Source organism: Xanthomonas sp. DAR 80977, assembly GCF_041240605.1.
GTDB lineage: Bacteria > Pseudomonadota > Gammaproteobacteria > Xanthomonadales > Xanthomonadaceae > Xanthomonas_A > Xanthomonas_A bundabergensis.
In genome coordinates, this window is the sequence record NZ_CP162487.1 from 4316262 (window position 1) to 4334589 (window position 18328).

General features: G+C 69.8%; 11 protein-coding genes and 1 riboswitch. Of the genes, 2 read left to right on the top strand and 9 right to left on the bottom strand.

Annotated features, from left to right (window positions below):
- Window positions 1–30: 30 nt before the first annotated feature.
- Entirely contained in the window at window positions 31–849 is an 819-nt protein-coding gene (locus AB3X10_RS18400) for a UDP-2,3-diacylglucosamine diphosphatase (protein ID WP_369976870.1), read from the bottom strand.
- Window positions 846–2564, bottom strand: a complete 1719-nt coding sequence (locus AB3X10_RS18405) for a lysophospholipid acyltransferase family protein (RefSeq protein WP_369976871.1) — start codon at window positions 2562–2564, stop codon at window positions 846–848. Before AB3X10_RS18405 ends, AB3X10_RS18400 begins: the two co-directional genes overlap by 4 nt.
- Before the next feature lie 205 nt (window positions 2565–2769).
- On the opposite strand from AB3X10_RS18405, the gene metK reads away from it, so the two are divergent.
- Window positions 2770–3981, top strand: coding sequence for a methionine adenosyltransferase (gene metK, locus AB3X10_RS18410; RefSeq protein WP_369976872.1), 1212 nt, complete (start codon window positions 2770–2772; stop codon window positions 3979–3981).
- A gap of 259 nt (window positions 3982–4240) precedes the next feature.
- Here the strand turns inward: metK and AB3X10_RS18415 are convergent, their stop codons facing one another.
- The 6 genes from AB3X10_RS18415 to ppc form a co-directional block, all read right to left on the bottom strand.
- Window positions 4241–5482, bottom strand: coding sequence for a histidine-type phosphatase (locus AB3X10_RS18415; protein WP_369976873.1), 1242 nt, complete (start codon window positions 5480–5482; stop codon window positions 4241–4243).
- 314 nt (window positions 5483–5796) lie between these two features.
- A complete protein-coding gene (locus tag AB3X10_RS18420) occupies window positions 5797–8607 on the bottom strand; it encodes a TonB-dependent receptor (protein ID WP_369976874.1) in 2811 nt (936 codons plus the stop codon).
- A gap of 602 nt (window positions 8608–9209) precedes the next feature.
- Window positions 9210–11147: an esterase/lipase family protein gene (locus AB3X10_RS18425; RefSeq protein WP_369976875.1), complete on the bottom strand. Its 1938-nt coding sequence runs from the start codon at window positions 11145–11147 to the stop codon at window positions 9210–9212.
- Window positions 11147–12172 (bottom strand): DUF4105 domain-containing protein, encoded by a 1026-nt coding sequence (locus AB3X10_RS18430; protein WP_369981888.1) that lies wholly within the window; start codon window positions 12170–12172, stop codon window positions 11147–11149. The genes AB3X10_RS18425 and AB3X10_RS18430 overlap by 1 nt, the downstream gene beginning before the upstream one ends.
- Before the next feature lie 56 nt (window positions 12173–12228).
- Window positions 12229–12795 (bottom strand): TetR/AcrR family transcriptional regulator, encoded by a 567-nt coding sequence (locus AB3X10_RS18435; RefSeq protein ID WP_369976876.1) that lies wholly within the window; start codon window positions 12793–12795, stop codon window positions 12229–12231.
- Window positions 12796–12897: 102 nt separating this feature from the next.
- Complete coding sequence (gene ppc, locus AB3X10_RS18440; RefSeq protein ID WP_369976877.1) at window positions 12898–15615, bottom strand: phosphoenolpyruvate carboxylase; 2718 nt, start codon at window positions 15613–15615, stop codon at window positions 12898–12900.
- A 346-nt stretch (window positions 15616–15961) separates the two neighbouring features.
- A riboswitch (S-adenosyl-L-homocysteine riboswitch) is annotated at window positions 15962–16060 on the top strand.
- A gap of 35 nt (window positions 16061–16095) precedes the next feature.
- On the opposite strand from ppc, the gene ahcY reads away from it, so the two are divergent.
- Window positions 16096–17541 carry an adenosylhomocysteinase gene (gene ahcY, locus AB3X10_RS18445; RefSeq protein WP_369976878.1) on the top strand — a complete coding sequence of 482 codons (1446 nt, stop codon included), beginning with the start codon at window positions 16096–16098 and terminating at the stop codon, window positions 17539–17541.
- A 154-nt stretch (window positions 17542–17695) separates the two neighbouring features.
- Here ahcY and AB3X10_RS18450 read toward each other — a convergent pair whose 3' ends face one another.
- Window positions 17696–18253 carry a DUF3228 family protein gene (locus AB3X10_RS18450; protein WP_369976879.1) on the bottom strand — a complete coding sequence of 186 codons (558 nt, stop codon included), beginning with the start codon at window positions 18251–18253 and terminating at the stop codon, window positions 17696–17698.
- Window positions 18254–18328: the final 75 nt, after the last annotated feature.

The window sequence follows — 18328 nt, forward strand, 5'->3', positions numbered from 1 at the left end:
CACTGCGTCGTATTGCACGCACCGCCGGCGTCAGGCCGCCCGCGGCCAGGCGCTGTCCTGCGCCAACCGCAGGCGCGGCGGCAGTTCGGTCAGCACTTCGCCGCGATGCGAGAGCAGGCGCAGGGTACCGTCGGCCTCCTCGCCGAGCGCGGTCAGGCTTTCGACCCAGTCGCCGTCGTTGGCGTAGACCAGGCCGTCGCGCTCGAACAGGCCGGCGCGGTGCACATGGCCGCAGACCACGCCGTCCAGGCCGCGGCGGCGCGCATCGGACAGGCCGGCATCGACGAAGCGCTCGATGTAGCGCTCGGCGGCGCTGCTCTGCCGCTTCAGGTAGTCGGCCAGCGACCAGTAGCGCATGCCGAAGCGGCGGCGCACGCGGTTGGTCAGCTGGTTGCCGGTGAGGATGCGGTAGTACAGCCAGTCGCCGAACTTCTCCTGCAGGCCGCCGAACTGGGTGACCGCGTCGTAGTCGTCGCCATGCACTACCAGCAGCCGGCGCCCGTCGGCGGTCACGTGCACCGCGCGCCGGCGCACCTGCATCGCCGGCAGCGCCAGGCCGCAGAAGCGGCGGATCGGGCGGTCGTGGTTGCCGGGCACGTAGATCAGTTCGGTGCCGCCGCGCGCCAGCGCGTGCAGCGCGTCGACCACGCGCTGGTGCGCCGCGCCCCACACCGCGCGGCGCTGCGCCATCCACCAGAAGTCGACGATGTCGCCGACCAGGTACAGCTGCCTGCAGTGCAGGCCGCCGAGGAAATCGGCCAGTTCGCGCGCATGGCAGTGCGGCGCGCCGAGATGCACGTCGGACACGAACACCGCCCGGCGCGGGGACAAGCTGCTCACCGTGTTCATGCCATCACCTCTGCTTCGCTGCGGGGCCGTTCCAGGTAGCGCATGCGCTTCTTGCTGCGGATGCGCTGCAGATCCAGTTCGATCAGGCCATCGACCGCGTCGTTGAACGCCGGGTCGACGCCGAAGGCGAGGAAGCGCGCGCCGCCGGGCTCGCACAGTTCGGTGTATTGCTTGTAGAGCATCGGCACCGCGGCGCCGAGCGCATCCAGGTTGCCCTTGAGCACCTTGAACGCGGTGTCCGCGTCCAGCGCGTCGAACGCCGGCGGCGCCTGCGAATAGTCGAACGGCCGCGCCGAGGCGGCTTCGCCCAGCGCATCGCCGTAGTAGTGCGCGTAGTAGGCCACGATCTGCTCGCGCGCCTGCCGCGGCAGCGCCGCGCTGATCGAGACCGCGCCGTACAGGTAGCGCACCTGCGGGTAGTCGCGCAGGTAGGCGCCGATGCCCTGCCACAGGTAGTCGATGCTGCGGCTGCCCCAGTAGTCGGGGACCACGAAGCTGCGGCCCAGTTCCATGCCGGCGGCGATGCGCGGCAGCAGCGCTTCGCCGTAGCGGAACAGCCCGGCGGTGTAGAAACCGGCCAGGCCGCGCTCGGCCAGCACCGGCGCGCCGCGGGCCACGCGGTAGGCGCCGACCACGCGCGCGGCGGCGCCGTCCCACAGCACGATGTGCTCGTACCAGGTGTCGTAGTCGTCCAGGTCCAGACGCCGGCCGGTGCCCTCGCCGACCGCGCGGAAGGTCAGTTCGCGCAGGCGGCCGATCTCGCGCAGCAGCGCCGAGCCGGCGCGCAGCCGGCCGACCCGGATCTGCTTGCCGTCCACGGTCTGGCCCAGGCTGCGCAACGCGCCGATCTCCGCCGCCACCGCGGCCGGATCCTCGGCGGCGACCAGCGGCTCCTCGCTCGGCGCCGGCGCGCTCGCCCCGGCCCGGCCCAGCGCATACAGCTCGCGGCGCAGGCCGCGCATCAGTTCGGCCTCGGACTGGTCCTGCGGCAACGCGCGGGCGCGGCCCAGGCTCAGCCCGATGCGGCGTTCGCGGCGGGCGAACATCTCGCGCGCCAGCAGCGCGGTGCCGGCCGGCTTGAACAGCGCCGAGGCGCCGTAGAACAGCGCCGAGTTGCGCGCATGGATGCGCACCGGCAGCACCGGGGTGGCGGTGCGCAGCGCGAAGCGGGTGAAGCCGCGGCGCCAGCGCCCGTCGGCCACCCCGCCCCAGCCCAGCCGCGACACTTCGCCGGCCGGGAACACGATCACGCACTGCTCCTGCGCCAGCGCCTGCTCGATCGCGCGCACGCTGGCCGGCGACGGCGCGCCGCCGAGGATGCGCACCGGCAGCAGCAGTTCGCGCAGGCCTTCCAGCGCCCACAGGAAGTCGTTGGCGACGATCTTCACGTCGCGCCGCACCTGGCCGACGCAATCCAGCAGCGCCAGCGCGTCCAGCGCGCCGGAAGGGTGATTGGCGACGATCAGCAGGCGCCCGTGCGCCGGGATGCATTCGGCGGCGCTGGGCGCGACCGCGTAGCGCGCCTGCAGGAAATCCAGCCCGGCCTGGACCAGGGCGAAGCCGCGCAGGTCGTGGCTGGCGTCGAGGAACGCGTCCAGCGCGTCCAGGCCCGACCACTTCTGCAGGCCGCGCAGCAGCGGCCGCACCAGCCGCGAGCGGCGACCGGCGAACCAGTGCGGGTAGCGATCCTGCAGACGACGTTCGAGTGCGAGCACGGCAAGCCCCCTTGCTGACTGCGCACAGCTTCGGCGCCCGCGGCGACACCGATCTTGCAATATGACTACGGCAAGGTGACGCCGGCGGCCCGGCCGGCTGACCGGTTAACCTTGCCCAACGCCGCCCGGGGCACAATGCACAGCACCGCGCGCCCGTGTATCATGCGCGTCCATCTTTTCATCCGAATACAAGGATATAGCCGCGATGTCCAGCTATCTCTTCACCTCCGAGTCGGTCTCCGAAGGCCATCCGGACAAGATTGCCGACCAGATTTCCGACGCGGTGCTCGACGCGATCCTGACCCAGGACAAGCGTGCCCGCGTGGCCTGCGAGACCCTGGTCAAGACCGGCGTGGCGATCGTCGCCGGCGAGATCACCACCAGCGCCTGGATCGACCTGGAAGCGCTTACCCGCAAGGTGATCCTGGACATCGGCTACAACAGCTCCGACGTCGGCTTCGACGGCGAGACCTGCGGCGTGCTCAACCTGATCGGCAAGCAGTCGCCGGACATCAACCAGGGCGTGGACCGCAAGAAGCCCGAGGAACAGGGCGCCGGCGACCAGGGCCTGATGTTCGGCTACGCCACCCGCGAGACCGACAGCTTCATGCCGGCGGCGATCCACCTGTCGCACCGCCTGGTCGAGCAGCAGGCCAAGATCCGCAAGAAGAAGAACTCGCCGCTGGCGTGGCTGCGCCCGGATGCCAAGAGCCAGGTCACCCTGCGCTACGAGGACGGCGTGGCGACCGCGATCGACGCGGTGGTGCTGTCCACCCAGCACGACCCGGACATCAAGCAGAAGCACCTGGTCGAGGCCGTGCGCGAGGAAATCCTCAAGCCGGTGCTGCCGGCCAAGTGGCTGCACAAGGGCACCAAGTTCCACATCAACCCGACCGGCAAGTTCGTGATCGGCGGGCCGGTGGGCGACTGCGGCCTGACCGGGCGCAAGATCATCGTCGACACCTACGGCGGCTGGGCGCGCCACGGCGGCGGCGCGTTCTCCGGCAAGGACCCGTCCAAGGTCGACCGTTCGGCGGCCTACGCGGCGCGCTACGTGGCCAAGAACGTGGTCGCCGCCGGCCTGGCCGACCGCTGCGAAGTGCAGGTCTCCTACGCCATCGGCGTGGCCGAGCCGACCTCGATCTCGGTCACCACCTTCGGCACCGGCAAGATCGCCGACGACAAGATCGAGAAGCTGATCCGCAAGCACTTCGACCTGCGTCCGTTCGGCATCATCCAGATGCTCGACCTGATCCACCCGATGTACCAGCAGACCGCCTCGTACGGCCACTTCGGCCGCACCCCGAAGGCGTTCACCTACACCGACGGCACCGGCGCGCAGCACAACGCCACCTCGTTCTCGTGGGAGAAGACCGACCGCGCCGAGGCCCTGCGCACGGACGCGAAGCTGAAGTAAGCCGGCTCGCCCGCGCTTGCATGGAAACGGGCCGCATTGCGGCCCGTTTTTTTTGGTTTTTCCCGGCGTTGCGCTCCATGCGCCGCCGCCAGAAAGCATTGCCAGGACGGCGTGCCAATTCCTCTCCTGTGGGAGCGACTTCAGTCGCGACGGGCATTACCGACAGAGCCCGTCGCGACTGAAGTCGCTCCCACAAGCAAGCAGCAACGCTGCAGACGTACTTGCTGTAACGGCAAGGGTACCGGCTCGGGCACCCGGCTCAACCACGCCGCTGCAACGCCTCCTGCAGCACCGTCTGGAACTGCTGCAGCGTGCACAGCTGCGTCCTGGCGTCGCTGCAGCCCGGCACGTGCAGGGTCTGCAGCAGCGGCGGCTTGCGCAGGCTCAGCGGGGTCAGTTCGCGCAGCTGGTCCAGCGATTGCGCCTGGTAGCGCAGGCGCACGTAGCGCTGGCCGCTGCGGGTGTCGCGCAGTTGCTCGAGCACCAGCGCGCCGCCCGGCGGCGAGTCGTCGCGGCCGTAGCCGGGCAGATGGAAATGCAGGTCGAGCAGGCCGCTGAGCGCGGCGATATGGGTATCGCTGGCGACCAGCACGCTCAGCTTCGGCGCGTCCGCCACGCCCAGCGTGTCCAGCACCCGCCGCGCCAGCGGCGCGCCGGCGCGGGCGGCCATGTACTGCGGCCGCGCGTATATCTCGAACAGCAGCGCATGCAGCCGCGACACCACGCCGATGCGCTCGCGGGTGGCGCGGCCCCAGCCGACCTGGTCCAGCGGCAGGCCTTCGGCGTATTGCAGGATGAACACCTCGGCGGTGCCGGAGGTCAGGTCCAGCGGACCGTGCATGGCGATGCCGCGGCCATTGGCGCTTGCGCTCAGTGACGATGGCATCTTCGCGAAATCGCAGGTCTTGGCGCTGCAACCGAGGATCTGCTGCATCGTGCGCAATTCCTTCGCGTAGGGCGCGAGCACCGCGCCGGGACCGCCGGTCTGGCGCTGGATCGAGGCCACCGCGGCGTCCGCGTCGAAGTCCACCGCGCCGGCCTCGACCGGGCGGAACAGCGGATCGTCGCTGCCTTGCGGCCGATGCCCGGCCTGCAGCCCGCACCCGGGAGCCAGCGTCTCGGCCAGGATCTGCGCGCTGGCGATGGTGCGCTGGTCGGTGTTGGCGTACACGCTGACCGCGCCGGCGCCGGGGCAGCCCGTGGCCGGCAGCACGCCGTCGCGGACCAGCCATTGCCGGGTGTAGTCGCCGCTCAGCTGCACGCCAGTGCGACCGTGCGCGGTGAGCAGGCTGGCCGGCGTGTCCCATACCGGCCACGGCCGGTCGGCCAACGCCGCCGCCGCGGCCTCGCCCTGCAGCGGCGCGCGCACGCCGTGGCGGAACAGCATCACCACCTGCTCGACCTGCAGTTGCGGCGCCGGCGCTTCGCTGGCAGGCCGCGCATGCGCGCCGGCGGTCGCCGCCAGCACGGTCCAAAGCATCCACCGCATCCGCTTGCTCATCGTCGTTCCAGGAAAAAAGGGAAAAAGGAAACCGCTGGCTGCCCGACATCCATCGCACTGCATGCCGATCCGATTGCAGCGCACGTCCGTGGCGATAGCGTGTCGGTCGCCGCGCCGCGGTGGGTCGGATACACCCGCGATCTCATCGCTGCCGCTCCACTGCGCAGCGGACACCCACACCACCTGCGCACGCCGGCTCGCCGGCGATCATGCGCCGGCGCCTCGCGCCCACCGACTGCATGCACGCCACCGCACGCGCCGCGGCAACATGCCGCGACGCGCGAGGGAAGCCGGTCCATGCACAGGCCGCTGGCTCAGAACGTGTACTTCACGGTCAGCAGGCTGGTGCGCCCGGCATCGACGATGTCCGAGATCGCAGTGCTGTTGCGGCCCACGTGCGCCCAGTAGCTCAGGCGGTTGGTCAGGTTCGCCACCGACAGGTCGGCGCGCAGATGCTCGTTCACCGCATAGCCCACGTGCAGGTCGACGCGGGTGATCGGCTTCACCCACAGGTCGTCCCAGCTGGCGCCCTGGTCCAGGTAGTCGTAGACCGACACGTATTCGCCCGAATAGTGGTAGCTCAGGTTCACCGACAGCGGACCCTTCTCGTAGAACAGCTCGGCATTGGCCATCAGGTCCGGCGCGTTCTGGATGCGCTCGTCGTGGAAGCCGGTCATGCCCAGGTCGACGCGGGTGGACTGGCGGGTGACGTTGGCGCCGATGCCGAAGCCGTCCAGCGGCGCCGGCATGCCCTGCAGGGTCTGCCGCACCGCCGCTTCCACGCCCAGCACCTTGCCGTCGCCGCCGTTCTGCGGACGCACGTAGCGCACGTTGCCGCTGGTGCTCGCGCCGGCATTGGCCGCGTCCGAGCCGTTCTCGTAGATGTAGTCGGACAGGCGCTTGTAGTAGCCGGCCAGCATCGCGTGGCCGCCGACGCCATTGTCCCACTCGCCGGACACATCGACGTTGAGCGCCTTGATCGGCTTCAGATCGGGGTTGCCTTCGGTGATGGTGGTGATGCCATCGCTGGACACGTCGTAGTTGGAACCGCCGCCGAGCTGCACGAACGCCGGGCGCGTGTAGCTGGTCCACACCGAGGCGCGGTACACGGCGTTGGCGTTGCCCGGCCGGTAGTTCAGGAACACGCTCGGCAGCGGCTCGTCGTAAGTGGTGTGGTTGTTCTGGAAGTAGCCGGCCAGCTCGTTGCCGCTGCTGTCCTTGGGCATCGTCCAGTAGGTGTTGCGGATGCGGGTCTGCTCGAAGCGCAGGCCGGGGATGATCTCCAGGTCGCCGGTCTTGAACGTGGCCATCGCATAGGCCGCGGCCACCGCCTCGGTGCCGCGCATCGTCGCGCAGTTCTGGTTGTTGACCGCCAGGCTGCCGCAGGTGTCGAAGCTGCCCGGGGTCAGGTACTTGGCGATCGAGGCCTTCAGCGCCGAATTGCTCAGCTTGACCGTCGGATAGTCGTACTTGCCCGGATACACCGCATCGTAGCTGCCGCTGACCAGGCCGGTGTTCTCGAGCAGGGTGCCGTCGGTGAACTTGGCGGTGGTCCAGTCGCGCGAGGTGAATTCGCGCGAGCTGTCCACGTACTTCACGCCGAACTGCATGCTGCTCAGCGCGCCGTCATCGAAATCGTAGCGCGCGTCGAACTTGGCGCCGCCCTTCTTCTGGCCGCTGTAGGACTTGGTCAACTGGCCGTGGCGGCGCGCATACAGGCTGCCGATGTCGTCGGCCTGGTTCTGCATCGCCGTGGTCAGCTGCGGCACCGGGAAGCCTTCGCTGTCGTAGCTGATGAAGCTGTTGGCGCCGTACGGGAACTGGGTGGAGCTGTACTGGTCCACGCGTGCGGAGACTTCGATGTGGTCCGGGCGATCGTTGTCGCCGAAGCTGTAGAACAGGTTCGGCGACAGCGTCCAGTTGCCCAGCTGCTTGTCGGCGCCGAACTGGAACGTGGCCAGGTCGGCCACTTCCGGGTTGGTCTCGTACCAGTAGCGCACCGCGACGCGGTTGATCTGCGGCTGGTACACGCCGGTGCTGCCGATCTGGGTGTAGCTGACGCTGGCCGGCACGAACTGCGTATAGCCGGTGTTCTGCTCGGTCTTGGCGTAGGCGTAGGTGGCCCGTGCGTACAGCTGCAGGGTCGGATCCACGTGCCAGTCGAAGGAGACGTTGCCGCCGTAGCGCTTGGTGTCGCCGCCGGAGTAACCGATGTTGGTGCCGGTGGACTGCAGCGAATCTTCCGGATCGTAGCCGGCGGCCAGGGCGCCGGTCGCGGTGGTGCGGGAGAATTTCCACGAGCCGTCGTTGCGTGCGGCGGAAGAACTGGCCACTTCGCTGTTCACGTAATGGCGCTCGTCGTAGTAGGCGCTGGCGTAGATGCCGAACTGGTTCTCGCTGCCGAACTTGGCGTGGAACTCGCCGGCTGCGCCCTTGCCCAGGCCGCTCTCGTCGTAGTCGCGGGCGCGGCTTTCCATGCGTCCGCTGGCGGTGATGCTGCCGCCGATCGCGTCGCTGTAGTCGAAGCCGCTGGGGGTGCGGTAGTCGATGGTGCCGCCGATCGCATCGCCGTCCATCGCCGCGGTGGAGGTCTTGTTCAACACGATGGTCTGCAGGCCCGAGGGCGGCAGCAGGCTCAGCTGCACGCTGCGGCTGTACGGCATGCCCTGGGCGACGTTGACGCCGTTGATCAGGTTGACGTTGTATTCGGCATTGAGGCCGCGCACCGAAGCGAACATGCCCTCGCCGCGCGCGGCGCCGTCGACGCCGCCGAAGTAGGACTGCCCGGTATTGACCACGTTGACGCCCGGCAGCAGGCCCAGCGCCTCGGCGATGTTGTGCACGGCGGTGTACTTCAGGTCGTCGGCCGACAGCACGTTGGCGGTGTTGCTGGCCGCCATCTGCATGTCGGCGGCGTTGTAGCGGTTCGCCGCGACGGTCACCGCCGTCAGCGTCTGCGCGTTGCTCTTGGCCGCGGCCGGCGCGGTGTCGTCGCTGGCGGTGCTCTGCGCCTGTTCCTGCGCGGCATCTTCGGCGTGGGCGGTGGCGGCGAGGGCCAGGCTCAGGGCCAGGGCGATGGAACCGGCAAGCCGATGCGGCCTGGCGCGGTGCGATACGTGGTTCATGTGGATTCCATCAGGACGTGGGGGTGGTGTCCCGGCACGCGACGACGCCGCGGCCGGAGAAGGCAAAGCGCTGCCCGTATCGCCGGCATCGAGCAGGCGACTGGGCGACCATCTGGGGGAGGTTCCGTGTCGGAGCCGGGCCGTGCGAACTGACGTCCCGTTAACAACTGCGGCGCATTGTGTGCGGCGATGTTTGCAGATGCGTGACGGAGTTCATATGTGAACGAAAACGCGATACATGGCGATGCATACGTGCGTATCGCAGGCGCACATGGTGTCAGCGCGTTCTCCTGACACCTGGCTTATGCAACGCCACTGCAGGAGCGGCTTCGGCCGCGACCAACGCAGCGGCGGACCTACCGGCCGCGGGCAAAGTCGGGGCTGAAGCCCCTCCTACAGCGCACCCAGCCGGCTTGCCGCATGACCTTGTGGGAGCGACTTCAGTCGCGACGAACGACGTGGTGGCTCGTGCCGGCGGCGGAATCAGTCTAGGCTGAAGTCTTTGCTACGGTGCACCCAGCCAGCTCGCCGCAATTCCTTGTGGGAGCGACTTCAGTCGCTCCCACAAGCTGCAATGGCCCGGCACACATCAACGGCCCAGATCACTCCGACGCGATCTGCGCATGCAGGATGCGGCGAACCTCCAGGATCGCCTGCGGCGTCTCCTGCACGCTGTGCCCGGAGGTGATGACCAGCTCCGATGCGGCGCCCTCCAGGTGCGCGCTGCGGTACGGCACCAGCCCGTCGTCGGCGTCGGCCAGCGGTACCGCCGGATCGCGCCGGGCGATGATCGAGTGGTAGCGCACCGCCGGCGAGATCGGCAGCTCGGCGGCCGCGCGCACGAACGGATCGGTATCGCGCAGATTGTCGATGCCGTTGGGCAGGCGTGGCGGCACGCCATCGTCGCCGCCGATATCGCGCATCACGTCGGTGAAGCGCGCCAGCAAGGTGGCCGGCAGGCGGATCAACCCGCCGACCAGGCGACCGATGCGGCCTTCGGCGAACGAGGTGCCGCGGTGCGGCGCGGCGATGAAGATGGCGCGGTCCACCTGCGGCAGCGGCGCGAAGCGCAACAACGGCTGCAGCCGCTCGCGGATGCGCGCGCCACGCTCGCCGCTCAGGTCGCGGCCGGCGAGCAGGTCGTTCCAGATGCGATCGCCGGAGTTGCTGACCAGCAGCCGCGCGATGACACCGCCCATGCTGTGGCCGATCAGCACCATGTGCCGCGAGGCCGGCGCCTGCCCCTGCGGATCGAAGTCGTGCAGGGTCTGCTGCAGCAGCGTCTCGATCTGCGCGCGGTTCCAGGCGATCGGCATGTTGGTCGGGTAGTAGACCTGCCAGATCTGGTAATGGCGGCGCAGTTGCTCGTCGCCCATGATCTCGTTGGCGACGTTGACCCAGGCTTCGGGACTGCTGGCCAGGCCGTGCAGCATCAGCACGATGCGCCGGTTCGGGTCGTAGGGCTGCATCAGGTACAGGTGCGGCTGCTCGAGGCCGTACTGGCGCCCGAGCATCGAGCGCAGCGACTGCTTGGCGAAACCCGAACGCGCCAGCCACAGCCCGTACGCGGCGGTGAAGTTGGCGGCCAGCGGCAGCCGCTGACCGTGCACCACGACCTCGTTGTCGCGGTACGGATCGTATGGCGCGATCACCACGCTGTGCGTGTCCAGCACTTGCGCCAGGCTGTCGCCGTCGAAGCGCAGCAGCACGGTGGTCGGCGCGTACGACAGTTCGCTGTAGCCGGCGGTATCGCGGCGCGCCTGGCCCGGATCCGCGGCCAGCACCGCGGTCGGATCGCCGACCTGCGCCGGCGACACTTCCGCCACCAGTTCGGCGCCGAACCCGTCGCGGCGATAGGTGCTGCGCAGGCCCTCGAAGCGCAGCGAGGCGGCAGGCACCATCGCATTCGGCCGCGCCACCCCGCCCGGCAGGCGGAAGCTGTCCAGCTGCGCGCGCGCCTGCCAACCGGCGGTGGCCAGCGTGTCGTCGTCGTGCAACTCGCCGCTGGCGCTGCGCGCGCGCCAGCGCTCGAACAGGGTGCCGACCACATGCTGCACCGCGTAGTTGTAGTAGTCGCGCACCTGCGTCTGCCGGTCCTCGAAGGCGCGCGCGCTGGCCGGGCGTTCGGTATAGAACAGGTAGGCATAGGCGTAGCGCGCGGTTTCCAGCCATGCCTGCAAGGCCGCATCGTCGAGCGCGGCGGTGCCCTTGGGGGTACGCGTGGTGGCCGCGCGCAGCCACAGTTCCGACAGCGCCGCCAGGCGCCGCTCCTCGTCCAGCCCCTGCACAGTGCGCAATTGCGCGGCGCAGGCGGGGATGTCCGCCTCGCAGGCCTTGCGCTCGATCGCGACCACGCGCAGCGTTTCCTGGCTGGCGTCGCTGAGCTCGCCGGTGCTGAGCACGTCGCCGCGCTTGGTCGCGATGTAGTCGCCGGCCGCGCGCGACTGCACGGTGACCATGGCGCAGCCGGAGCCGGCGAGCAGGCCCACCGCCAGCAGCGCGCGCGCCGCCAGCTGCCGCACGACGCGGGCGGCGCGCATCAGTCCGCCGCTCCGGACGCTTCCTCGCCGGGAATGCCCACGCGGATGCGCTGCGAGAAGTCGGCGCCGGCCCCGGCCTGGCGCGCGCGCGCGCCGATGCGCCCGCGCGCCTGCAGCGTGGCCAGCGCATAGCCGGGCACGAAGCCGTGCTGCGCATAGACGTAGGACGGCAGGTAGCCAGACAGCAGCAGGCGGTAGTCCAGCGGCAGCTGCGGTTCGAACTTGCGTACCAGCTCGAACACGATGGTGGTGCAGTTGCTGGTGGCGGTGTTGTAGAACTTCGGCGTGCGCTGCAGCTGCTGCGCCTGCGCCACGTACCCCATGAACAGCTGGCGCAGCTGCGCGCGCGGGATGTTCAGCCGGTACAGGTAGACGTCCTCGCCGCGCACGTTGCTGCGCACCGCCAGGATGTCGCGCTCGTCGGCGGCGATCATCACCTGCTCGAAGTTGCGGAAGAACCCGGCCAGCGCCGAGAACGCTTCGCCGCGCTCCTTGCGGATCTCCAGCGAGAACACCACCCGGCGGCCGTCGTCGAAGCCGAACGAGACCAGGGTGTGGGCGATCGCCGGCCCCATCCAGTAGGACAGCGCCAGGTCCGCCGAGACCAGCCGGTCCAGGTCGTACTGGCGGGTTTCCCAGCGCGGCGTGTAGTCGCTGTCGCTGCGCCAGGCGAAGTTGCGCACGTTGTGCAGGGTGACGATGTGGCCTTCGACCTGCGGCTGCAGCGGCTGCGCCACGTCGTCGGCCCAGTCGCGGTTCTGCTCGGGCAGCAGCTGCGACCAGCCGAACACCAGGCCGGCGCAGGCGACGGCGAAGATCCACGGCAGCACGCGGTACTCGCGGGGATGGCGCAGGCCCCACAGCGCGGCGCCGCCCATCGCCAGCCACAGCAGCGCCGAGGCGTAGCGCACCACGCTGCCGGTATGCGGCAGGTAGGCCAGGAACAGCGCGCCCCAGATGCCGGCCAGCACGATCGCCAGCGCCGCCAGCGCGCGCAGCAGGCGCAGCGGCCAGCGCGGCCGCACGGCGTCGCGCGCGGCCACGCCGGCGTCGCTGCCCTGCCCCTGGCCGCGCCGCCGACTCATAGCGTCGCCGCCGCAGCGGGCGTGGCCAGCGCGTGGCACAGCAGCCGGCAACTGCGCAGCGCCAAGGCCTTGCGTTCGGCCTCGTCACTGCCGCGCTGGCAGGCGCCGAGCATGTCCATCAGCAGGCCCAGGTCCTCGCCGTCCAGACCCGGGCGGCACAGCCCGGCGTCGGTGGCGCGGCGCAGGAACGGCAGCAGGACACCCATCAGCCGCGCATGCGCCACTTCGATCGCAGGATGGTCGCGCGGCATCGAGCGCCAGTAGTCGGCCAGCGGCGCCGACATCGCGATGTGTTCGGCAACGTCGCGCAACAGCAGGAACAGGCCGTCGGGGCGCTCGCCGATGTCGCGCGCGCAGCCTTCCAGCCCGTCCAGGGCGCGCTGCATGAGCGCCAGCATCAGGTCCGCGCGGTCGGCGAAATTGCGGTACAGGGTGGCGCGGCCGACGCCGGAGCGCTCGACCACCAGCTCCAGCGGCGCCAGCACGCCGTGCTCGCAGAACACTTCGTCGGCCGCGTCGAGCAGCAGGCGGCGGCGTTGGGCGGCATCGGTGCGCAGGTCCATGCCGCGGATTATCGGACAATTTTGTCCGCTTGCAAGCCTGACCGCGTGCCGGTCGCGTCCACCGCTGCGCGCGCGACGCGGCGGCGGCGCTGCCGGCGCCTGTCAGCCGGTGTTCTGCACGCCCTGCGAGACGCCGTTGACGCAGGCCACCAGCGCCCGCAGCAACGCCTCGTCCTCGCCGTCGGTGGCCCGCCAGCGCTGCAGCAGGTCCACCTGCAGCACGCTGATCGGGTCGATGTAGGGATTGCGCAGGCGGATCGACAGCGCCAGGCGCGGATCGTGCTGCAGCAGCGAGGCCTGCCCGGTCAGCGCCTTCACCCAGCCCTTGGTCAGGGCCAGTTCGTCGCGGATGCGCGGGAAGAAGCGCTCGTGCAGCGGCCCGGCCAGGCGCGAAAACATCTCGGCGATGTTGAGGTCGCCCTTGGACAGCACCATCGCGATGTCGTCGAGGAAGGTGCGGAAGAACGGCCAGTCGGCGGCCATCTCGCGCAGCGTTTCCTCATGGCCGGCCTCCACCGCCGCGCGCAGGCCGCTGCCCACGCCGTACCAGCCGGGGATCACCGCGCGCGCCTGGCTCCAGGCGAACACCCACGGGATCGCACGCAGGTTGTCCAGCGCCGCGTCCTGGCCCAGCCGCCGCGACGGCCGCGAGCCCAGGGTCATCCGCTCGATCACGTCGATCGGCGTGGCCAGGCGGAAATAGCGCATGAACTCGGCATCGCCGACGAAACTGCGGTAGGCGCGGGTGCTGTGCTCGGCGACGATGTCCATCACCGGCCGCCATGCCTCCTCGCGCGCGTCCGGCGCGCGCGGGCGCATGCTCGACAGCAGCACCGCGCCGGTCATCTGCTCCAGCGAGCGCAGCGCCAGCGCGCGGATGCCGTACTTGCGGTGGATCACCTCGCCCTGCTCGGTGACGCGCAGGCGGCCATCGACGCTGCCGCGCGGCGCCGCTTCCAGTGCGCGCGTGGTCTTGCCGCCGCCGCGCACGATGGAACCGCCGCGGCCATGGAAGAAGGTCAGGCGGATGCCGAGTTCGGCGGCCACCTCGAGCAGTTCCACCTGCGCGCGCTGCAGGCCCCAGCGCGAGGCGGCGATGCCGCCGTCCTTGCCGCTGTCCGAATAGCCGAGCATCACCATCTGCACGTCGGCGCGCGCGGCCAGGTGGCGGCGGTAGACCGGATCGGCGAGCAGGTCGCGCAAGGTGTCGGTGCCGCCGCGCAGGTCGTCCACGGTCTCGAACAGCGGCACGATGTCCAGTGGCACCGCGCCCTCGGCGTCGACCAGGCCGCCGCGCCGCGCCAGCGCGAGCACGGTCAGCACATCGGCGCGGTTGTGCGCCATGCTGATGATGTAGCTGCCCAGCGCATCGGCGCCGTGCCGCGTGCGCGCATCGGCGAGCGCGGCGAACACCGCGTCCAGCCGCGCGTTGCCGGCATCGTCGGGCGCCGCCGGCAGGGTCCGCTCGCCGCCGGCATAGGTGCCGAGCGTGGCCGCGCGTGCCTCGGCCGAGCGCGCCTCCCAATCGTCCTCGCCCAGCGCCGCGGCGACCGCGCGCGCATGCACGCTGGACTCCTGGCGCACGTCCAGCCGCGCCAGGTGGAAACCGAAGCTGCGCACCCGCCACAACAGGCGGCGCACCGCGAACCAGCCGGCGTGCAGGCCCTTGTTGGCCTGCAGGCTGTCCAGGATCAGCTGCAGGTCCTGCTCCAGTTCGGCCGGCGCGGCGTAGGCGCCCGGCGCGTCGTCCAGCGTCGCCTGCAGGCGCGCGCGCATCAGGTCGTTGAGCAGGCGGTACGGCATGTCGCCATGGCGCGGCCGCGAGCGCGCCGCGGCCTCGGGCAGCAACTGCCGGTAGCGTTCCAGCTGCGCCAGCAACGCATCGCTGACCGCCACCAGCGTGGTCGACTGGCTGAGCAGGCTGGCCAGTTGCCACAGCTCCTTCAGGTAACGGTCCAGCACCGCGCGGCGCTGCGCGTCGAGCGTGGCGGTGATGGTGCCGGCATCCACGTTCGGATTGCCGTCCATGTCGCCGCCGACCCAGGTGCCGAACCGCAGCAGCCGCGGCAGCGGCACCGGCTCGCCGTAGGTTTCCTCGATCGCATGCTCCAGGGTCTCGTACATCACCGGGACCACCCGGTACAGCACCTGGGTCAGGTAGAAGCCGACGTGCTCGCGCTCGTCCTCCACGGTCGGCCGCACCGGCGAGGAATCGGCGGTCTGCCACGACGCGGTCAGCGCCATGCGGAAGCGCGCCGCATCGGTGGCGCGCTCGCCGGGCGTGCGCATGCCGTCGAGGTTGTCGACCAGGCTGGCCACCATCAGCTGCTCCTTTTCCAGCAGCGCGCGGCGCACCGCCTCGGTCGGGTGCGCGGTGAACACCGGCTCCACGTCGATGCGCGGCAGCCATTCGCCCAGTTCCTGCGCGCTCACCCCCTGCGCCTTGAGCCGGCGCAACGCGTCGTGCAGGCCGTCCGGCTGCGGCGTGTCGGCGCTGTTGCGCTGGTAGTCGCGACGGCGGCGGATGCGGTGCACGCGCTCGGCGATGTTGACCACCTGGAAATAGGTGCTGAAGGCGCGCACCAGCGCCTCGGCATCGCGCGGCGCGCGCGCGTACAGCTGCTGGCTCAGCGAGGACGGCGGCGCATCGCTCTCGCGGCGCGCGATCGCGGTGGTGCGGATGGTTTCGATCTCGTCCAGGAACTCCGCAGACACCTGCTCGGCGAGCAGGTCGCCTACCAGCGCCCCCAATCGGCGTACGTCGTCGCGCAAGGGAATATCGGGCGTGGCAAACACGATGCTGCTGCGGTACTCGTTCATCGGAAACGCATGGCTCGGCGGTGGGGGCGCCGCAAGACTAACCCAAAAGTATTAGTCCCTCGCCTGGCGCGGCGACGGTTTCAAAGCGAACCATCGCCGGCCATGCGAGGCGCCCGGGACCTGTGGGAGCGCCTGCAGTCGCGACGACGCCAGGCCAGGCGCGTCGCGACTGCAGCCGTCCCTCCGGATGCCGGTGCGTGCTCGGCAGCGCTGGCCGATTGACCACCCGGCCCAAGGGCGAGACCCCGGCACGGGGCCGCCGCTGGATGACCGGCGTGCACCGCATCCCAGGCCAACCGGCCCCATTCAAGCGCCGCGGCCGGCAGCCGCTATAATCGGTCACCCCTCCGCCGAGGGGCGCTGCGACCGTGTCGATGCGGGGCTCCCGCCTCCAGACCCGGCCAGGCTCGGCGGCAGGCTTGAGCGACAACGGCGCCCGGACCTTCGCGAGTCTTCTCGCCATTGACCGGAGCACTACCGATGAACGCTGTACGCAAGAGCTTTTCCACCGAGGGCGACTACAAGGTCGCCGACATCTCCCTGGCCGATTGGGGCCGCAAGGAGCTGGACATCGCCGAGCACGAAATGCCGGGCCTGATGTCGATCCGCCGCCAGTACGCCGCCGCCAAGCCGCTGGCCGGCGTGCGCGTGACCGGCTCGCTGCACATGACCATCCAGACCGCGGTGCTGATCGAGACGCTGAAGGACATCGGCGCCGACGTGCGCTGGGCCTCGTGCAACATCTTCTCCACCCAGGACCACGCCGCCGCGGCGATCGCCGTCACCGGCACCCCCGTGTTCGCCTGGAAGGGCGAGAGCCTGGAGGAATACTGGGACTGCACCCTCGACGCGCTGACCTTCACCCTGGCCGACGGCACCCAGACCGGTCCGGAGCTGGTGGTGGACGACGGCGGCGACGTCACCCTGCTGATCCACAAGGGCTACGAGCTGGAGAACGGCTCCAAGTGGGTGGACGAGGCGGCTTCCTCGCACGAGGAGCAGGTGATCAAGGACCTGCTCAAGCGCGTGGCGGTCGAGCGCCCCGGCTACTGGACCCGCGTGGTCAAGGACTGGAAGGGCGTGTCCGAGGAGACCACCACCGGCGTGCACCGCCTGTACCAGTTGGCCGAGGCCGGCACCTTGCTGGTGCCGTCGATCAACGTCAACGACTCGGTGACCAAGAGCAAGTTCGACAACCTGTACGGCTGCCGCGAGTCGCTGGCCGACGGCCTCAAGCGCGCGATGGACGTGATGCTGGCCGGCAAGGTCGCCGTGGTCTGCGGCTACGGCGACGTCGGCAAGGGTTCGGCGCACAGCCTGCGCGCCTACGGCGCCCGCGTCATCGTCACCGAGATCGACCCGATCTGCGCGCTGCAGGCGGCGATGGAAGGCTTCGAGGTCAACACCGTCGAGGACAGCCTGGGCCAGGCCGACATCTACGTCACCACCACCGGCAACAAGGACATCATCCGCATCGAGCACCTGACGCAGATGAAGGACCAGGCCATCGTCTGCAACATCGGCCACTTCGACAACGAGATCCAGGTCGATGCGCTGTACAAGTATCCGGGCGTGCAGAAGATCAACATCAAGCCGCAGGTGGACAAGTTCGTGTTCCCGAACGGCAACGCGATCTTCCTGCTGGCCGAAGGCCGCCTGGTCAACCTGGGCTGCGCCACCGGCCACCCCAGCTTCGTGATGTCCAACAGCTTTGCCAACCAGACCCTGGCGCAGATCGACCTGTGGCAGAACAAGGACAGCTACGAAAAGCAGGTCTACCGCCTGCCGAAGAAGCTGGACGAGGAAGTGGCGCGCCTGCACCTGGAAAAGATCGGCGTGAAGCTGACCAAGCTCAGCGACGACCAGGCCGCCTACCTCGGCGTCTCGGTCGACGGCCCGTACAAGCCGGAGCACTACCGGTACTGAGTGGTTGGCGGGTCTATCGCCGAACGCTAAAAGCTGAAAGAACGGGCGCCGGAAGGCGCCCGTTCTGTTTGATAAAGGCTCGTCTGGAGGAGATATCCAGACAGCTTCGTCGACTAGTGCAGGTTAGCGACTCGCGAGGGATGGCTGATACGTCCTATGGCCGCCAATTCGCATTGCTCTCCCAGAACGCCACGCTGCGCCGGTAGGCCTCGCGGTCCAGCGCCACGCCCGAGCCGCCCTCCTCCACGCCCAGCGCGTTGCGCAGCATGGTGATCGGCGCCATCGGGATCTCCTGCGGTTCGGCGGTGTAGAGGCAGCCGACCACGCCCCAGTCGGCCTCGATCGGCGCGCCCTCGCGTGCCAGCTGCTCGCGGCTGTAGAGGATCGGCAGCAGGTACGCGGCGACCGGCGGCTCGATGCCTTCGAACCAGCGCACCAGCACCGGCAGTTCCTCCCTGCTGCGCGCTTCGTAGCCGGAACGCAGCAGGCGGCGATTGGCCTCGGTGATCGGCACGGTCAGGCAGCGGGTGGAGGTCCAGTTGGGATGCACGTGCAGCTTGCAGAACGGCGCGTAACCGTCCAGCACGCGCAGCGGCGCGGCGTCGTTGAGCTGGCGCTCGAACTGTTCGGGCGTGCAGTCCTGGATCGCGTTGCGGCGAGCGTCGCGCGGGAACAGGCGGGTGCGGGCGAAGGGAGTCAGGACGATGGACATGGCGGCGACGGGCACGAGGAGTGGGGCAAGCGTAGCGCGCTCGATGCACGATGGGCACCACGACCGCTGCAAACC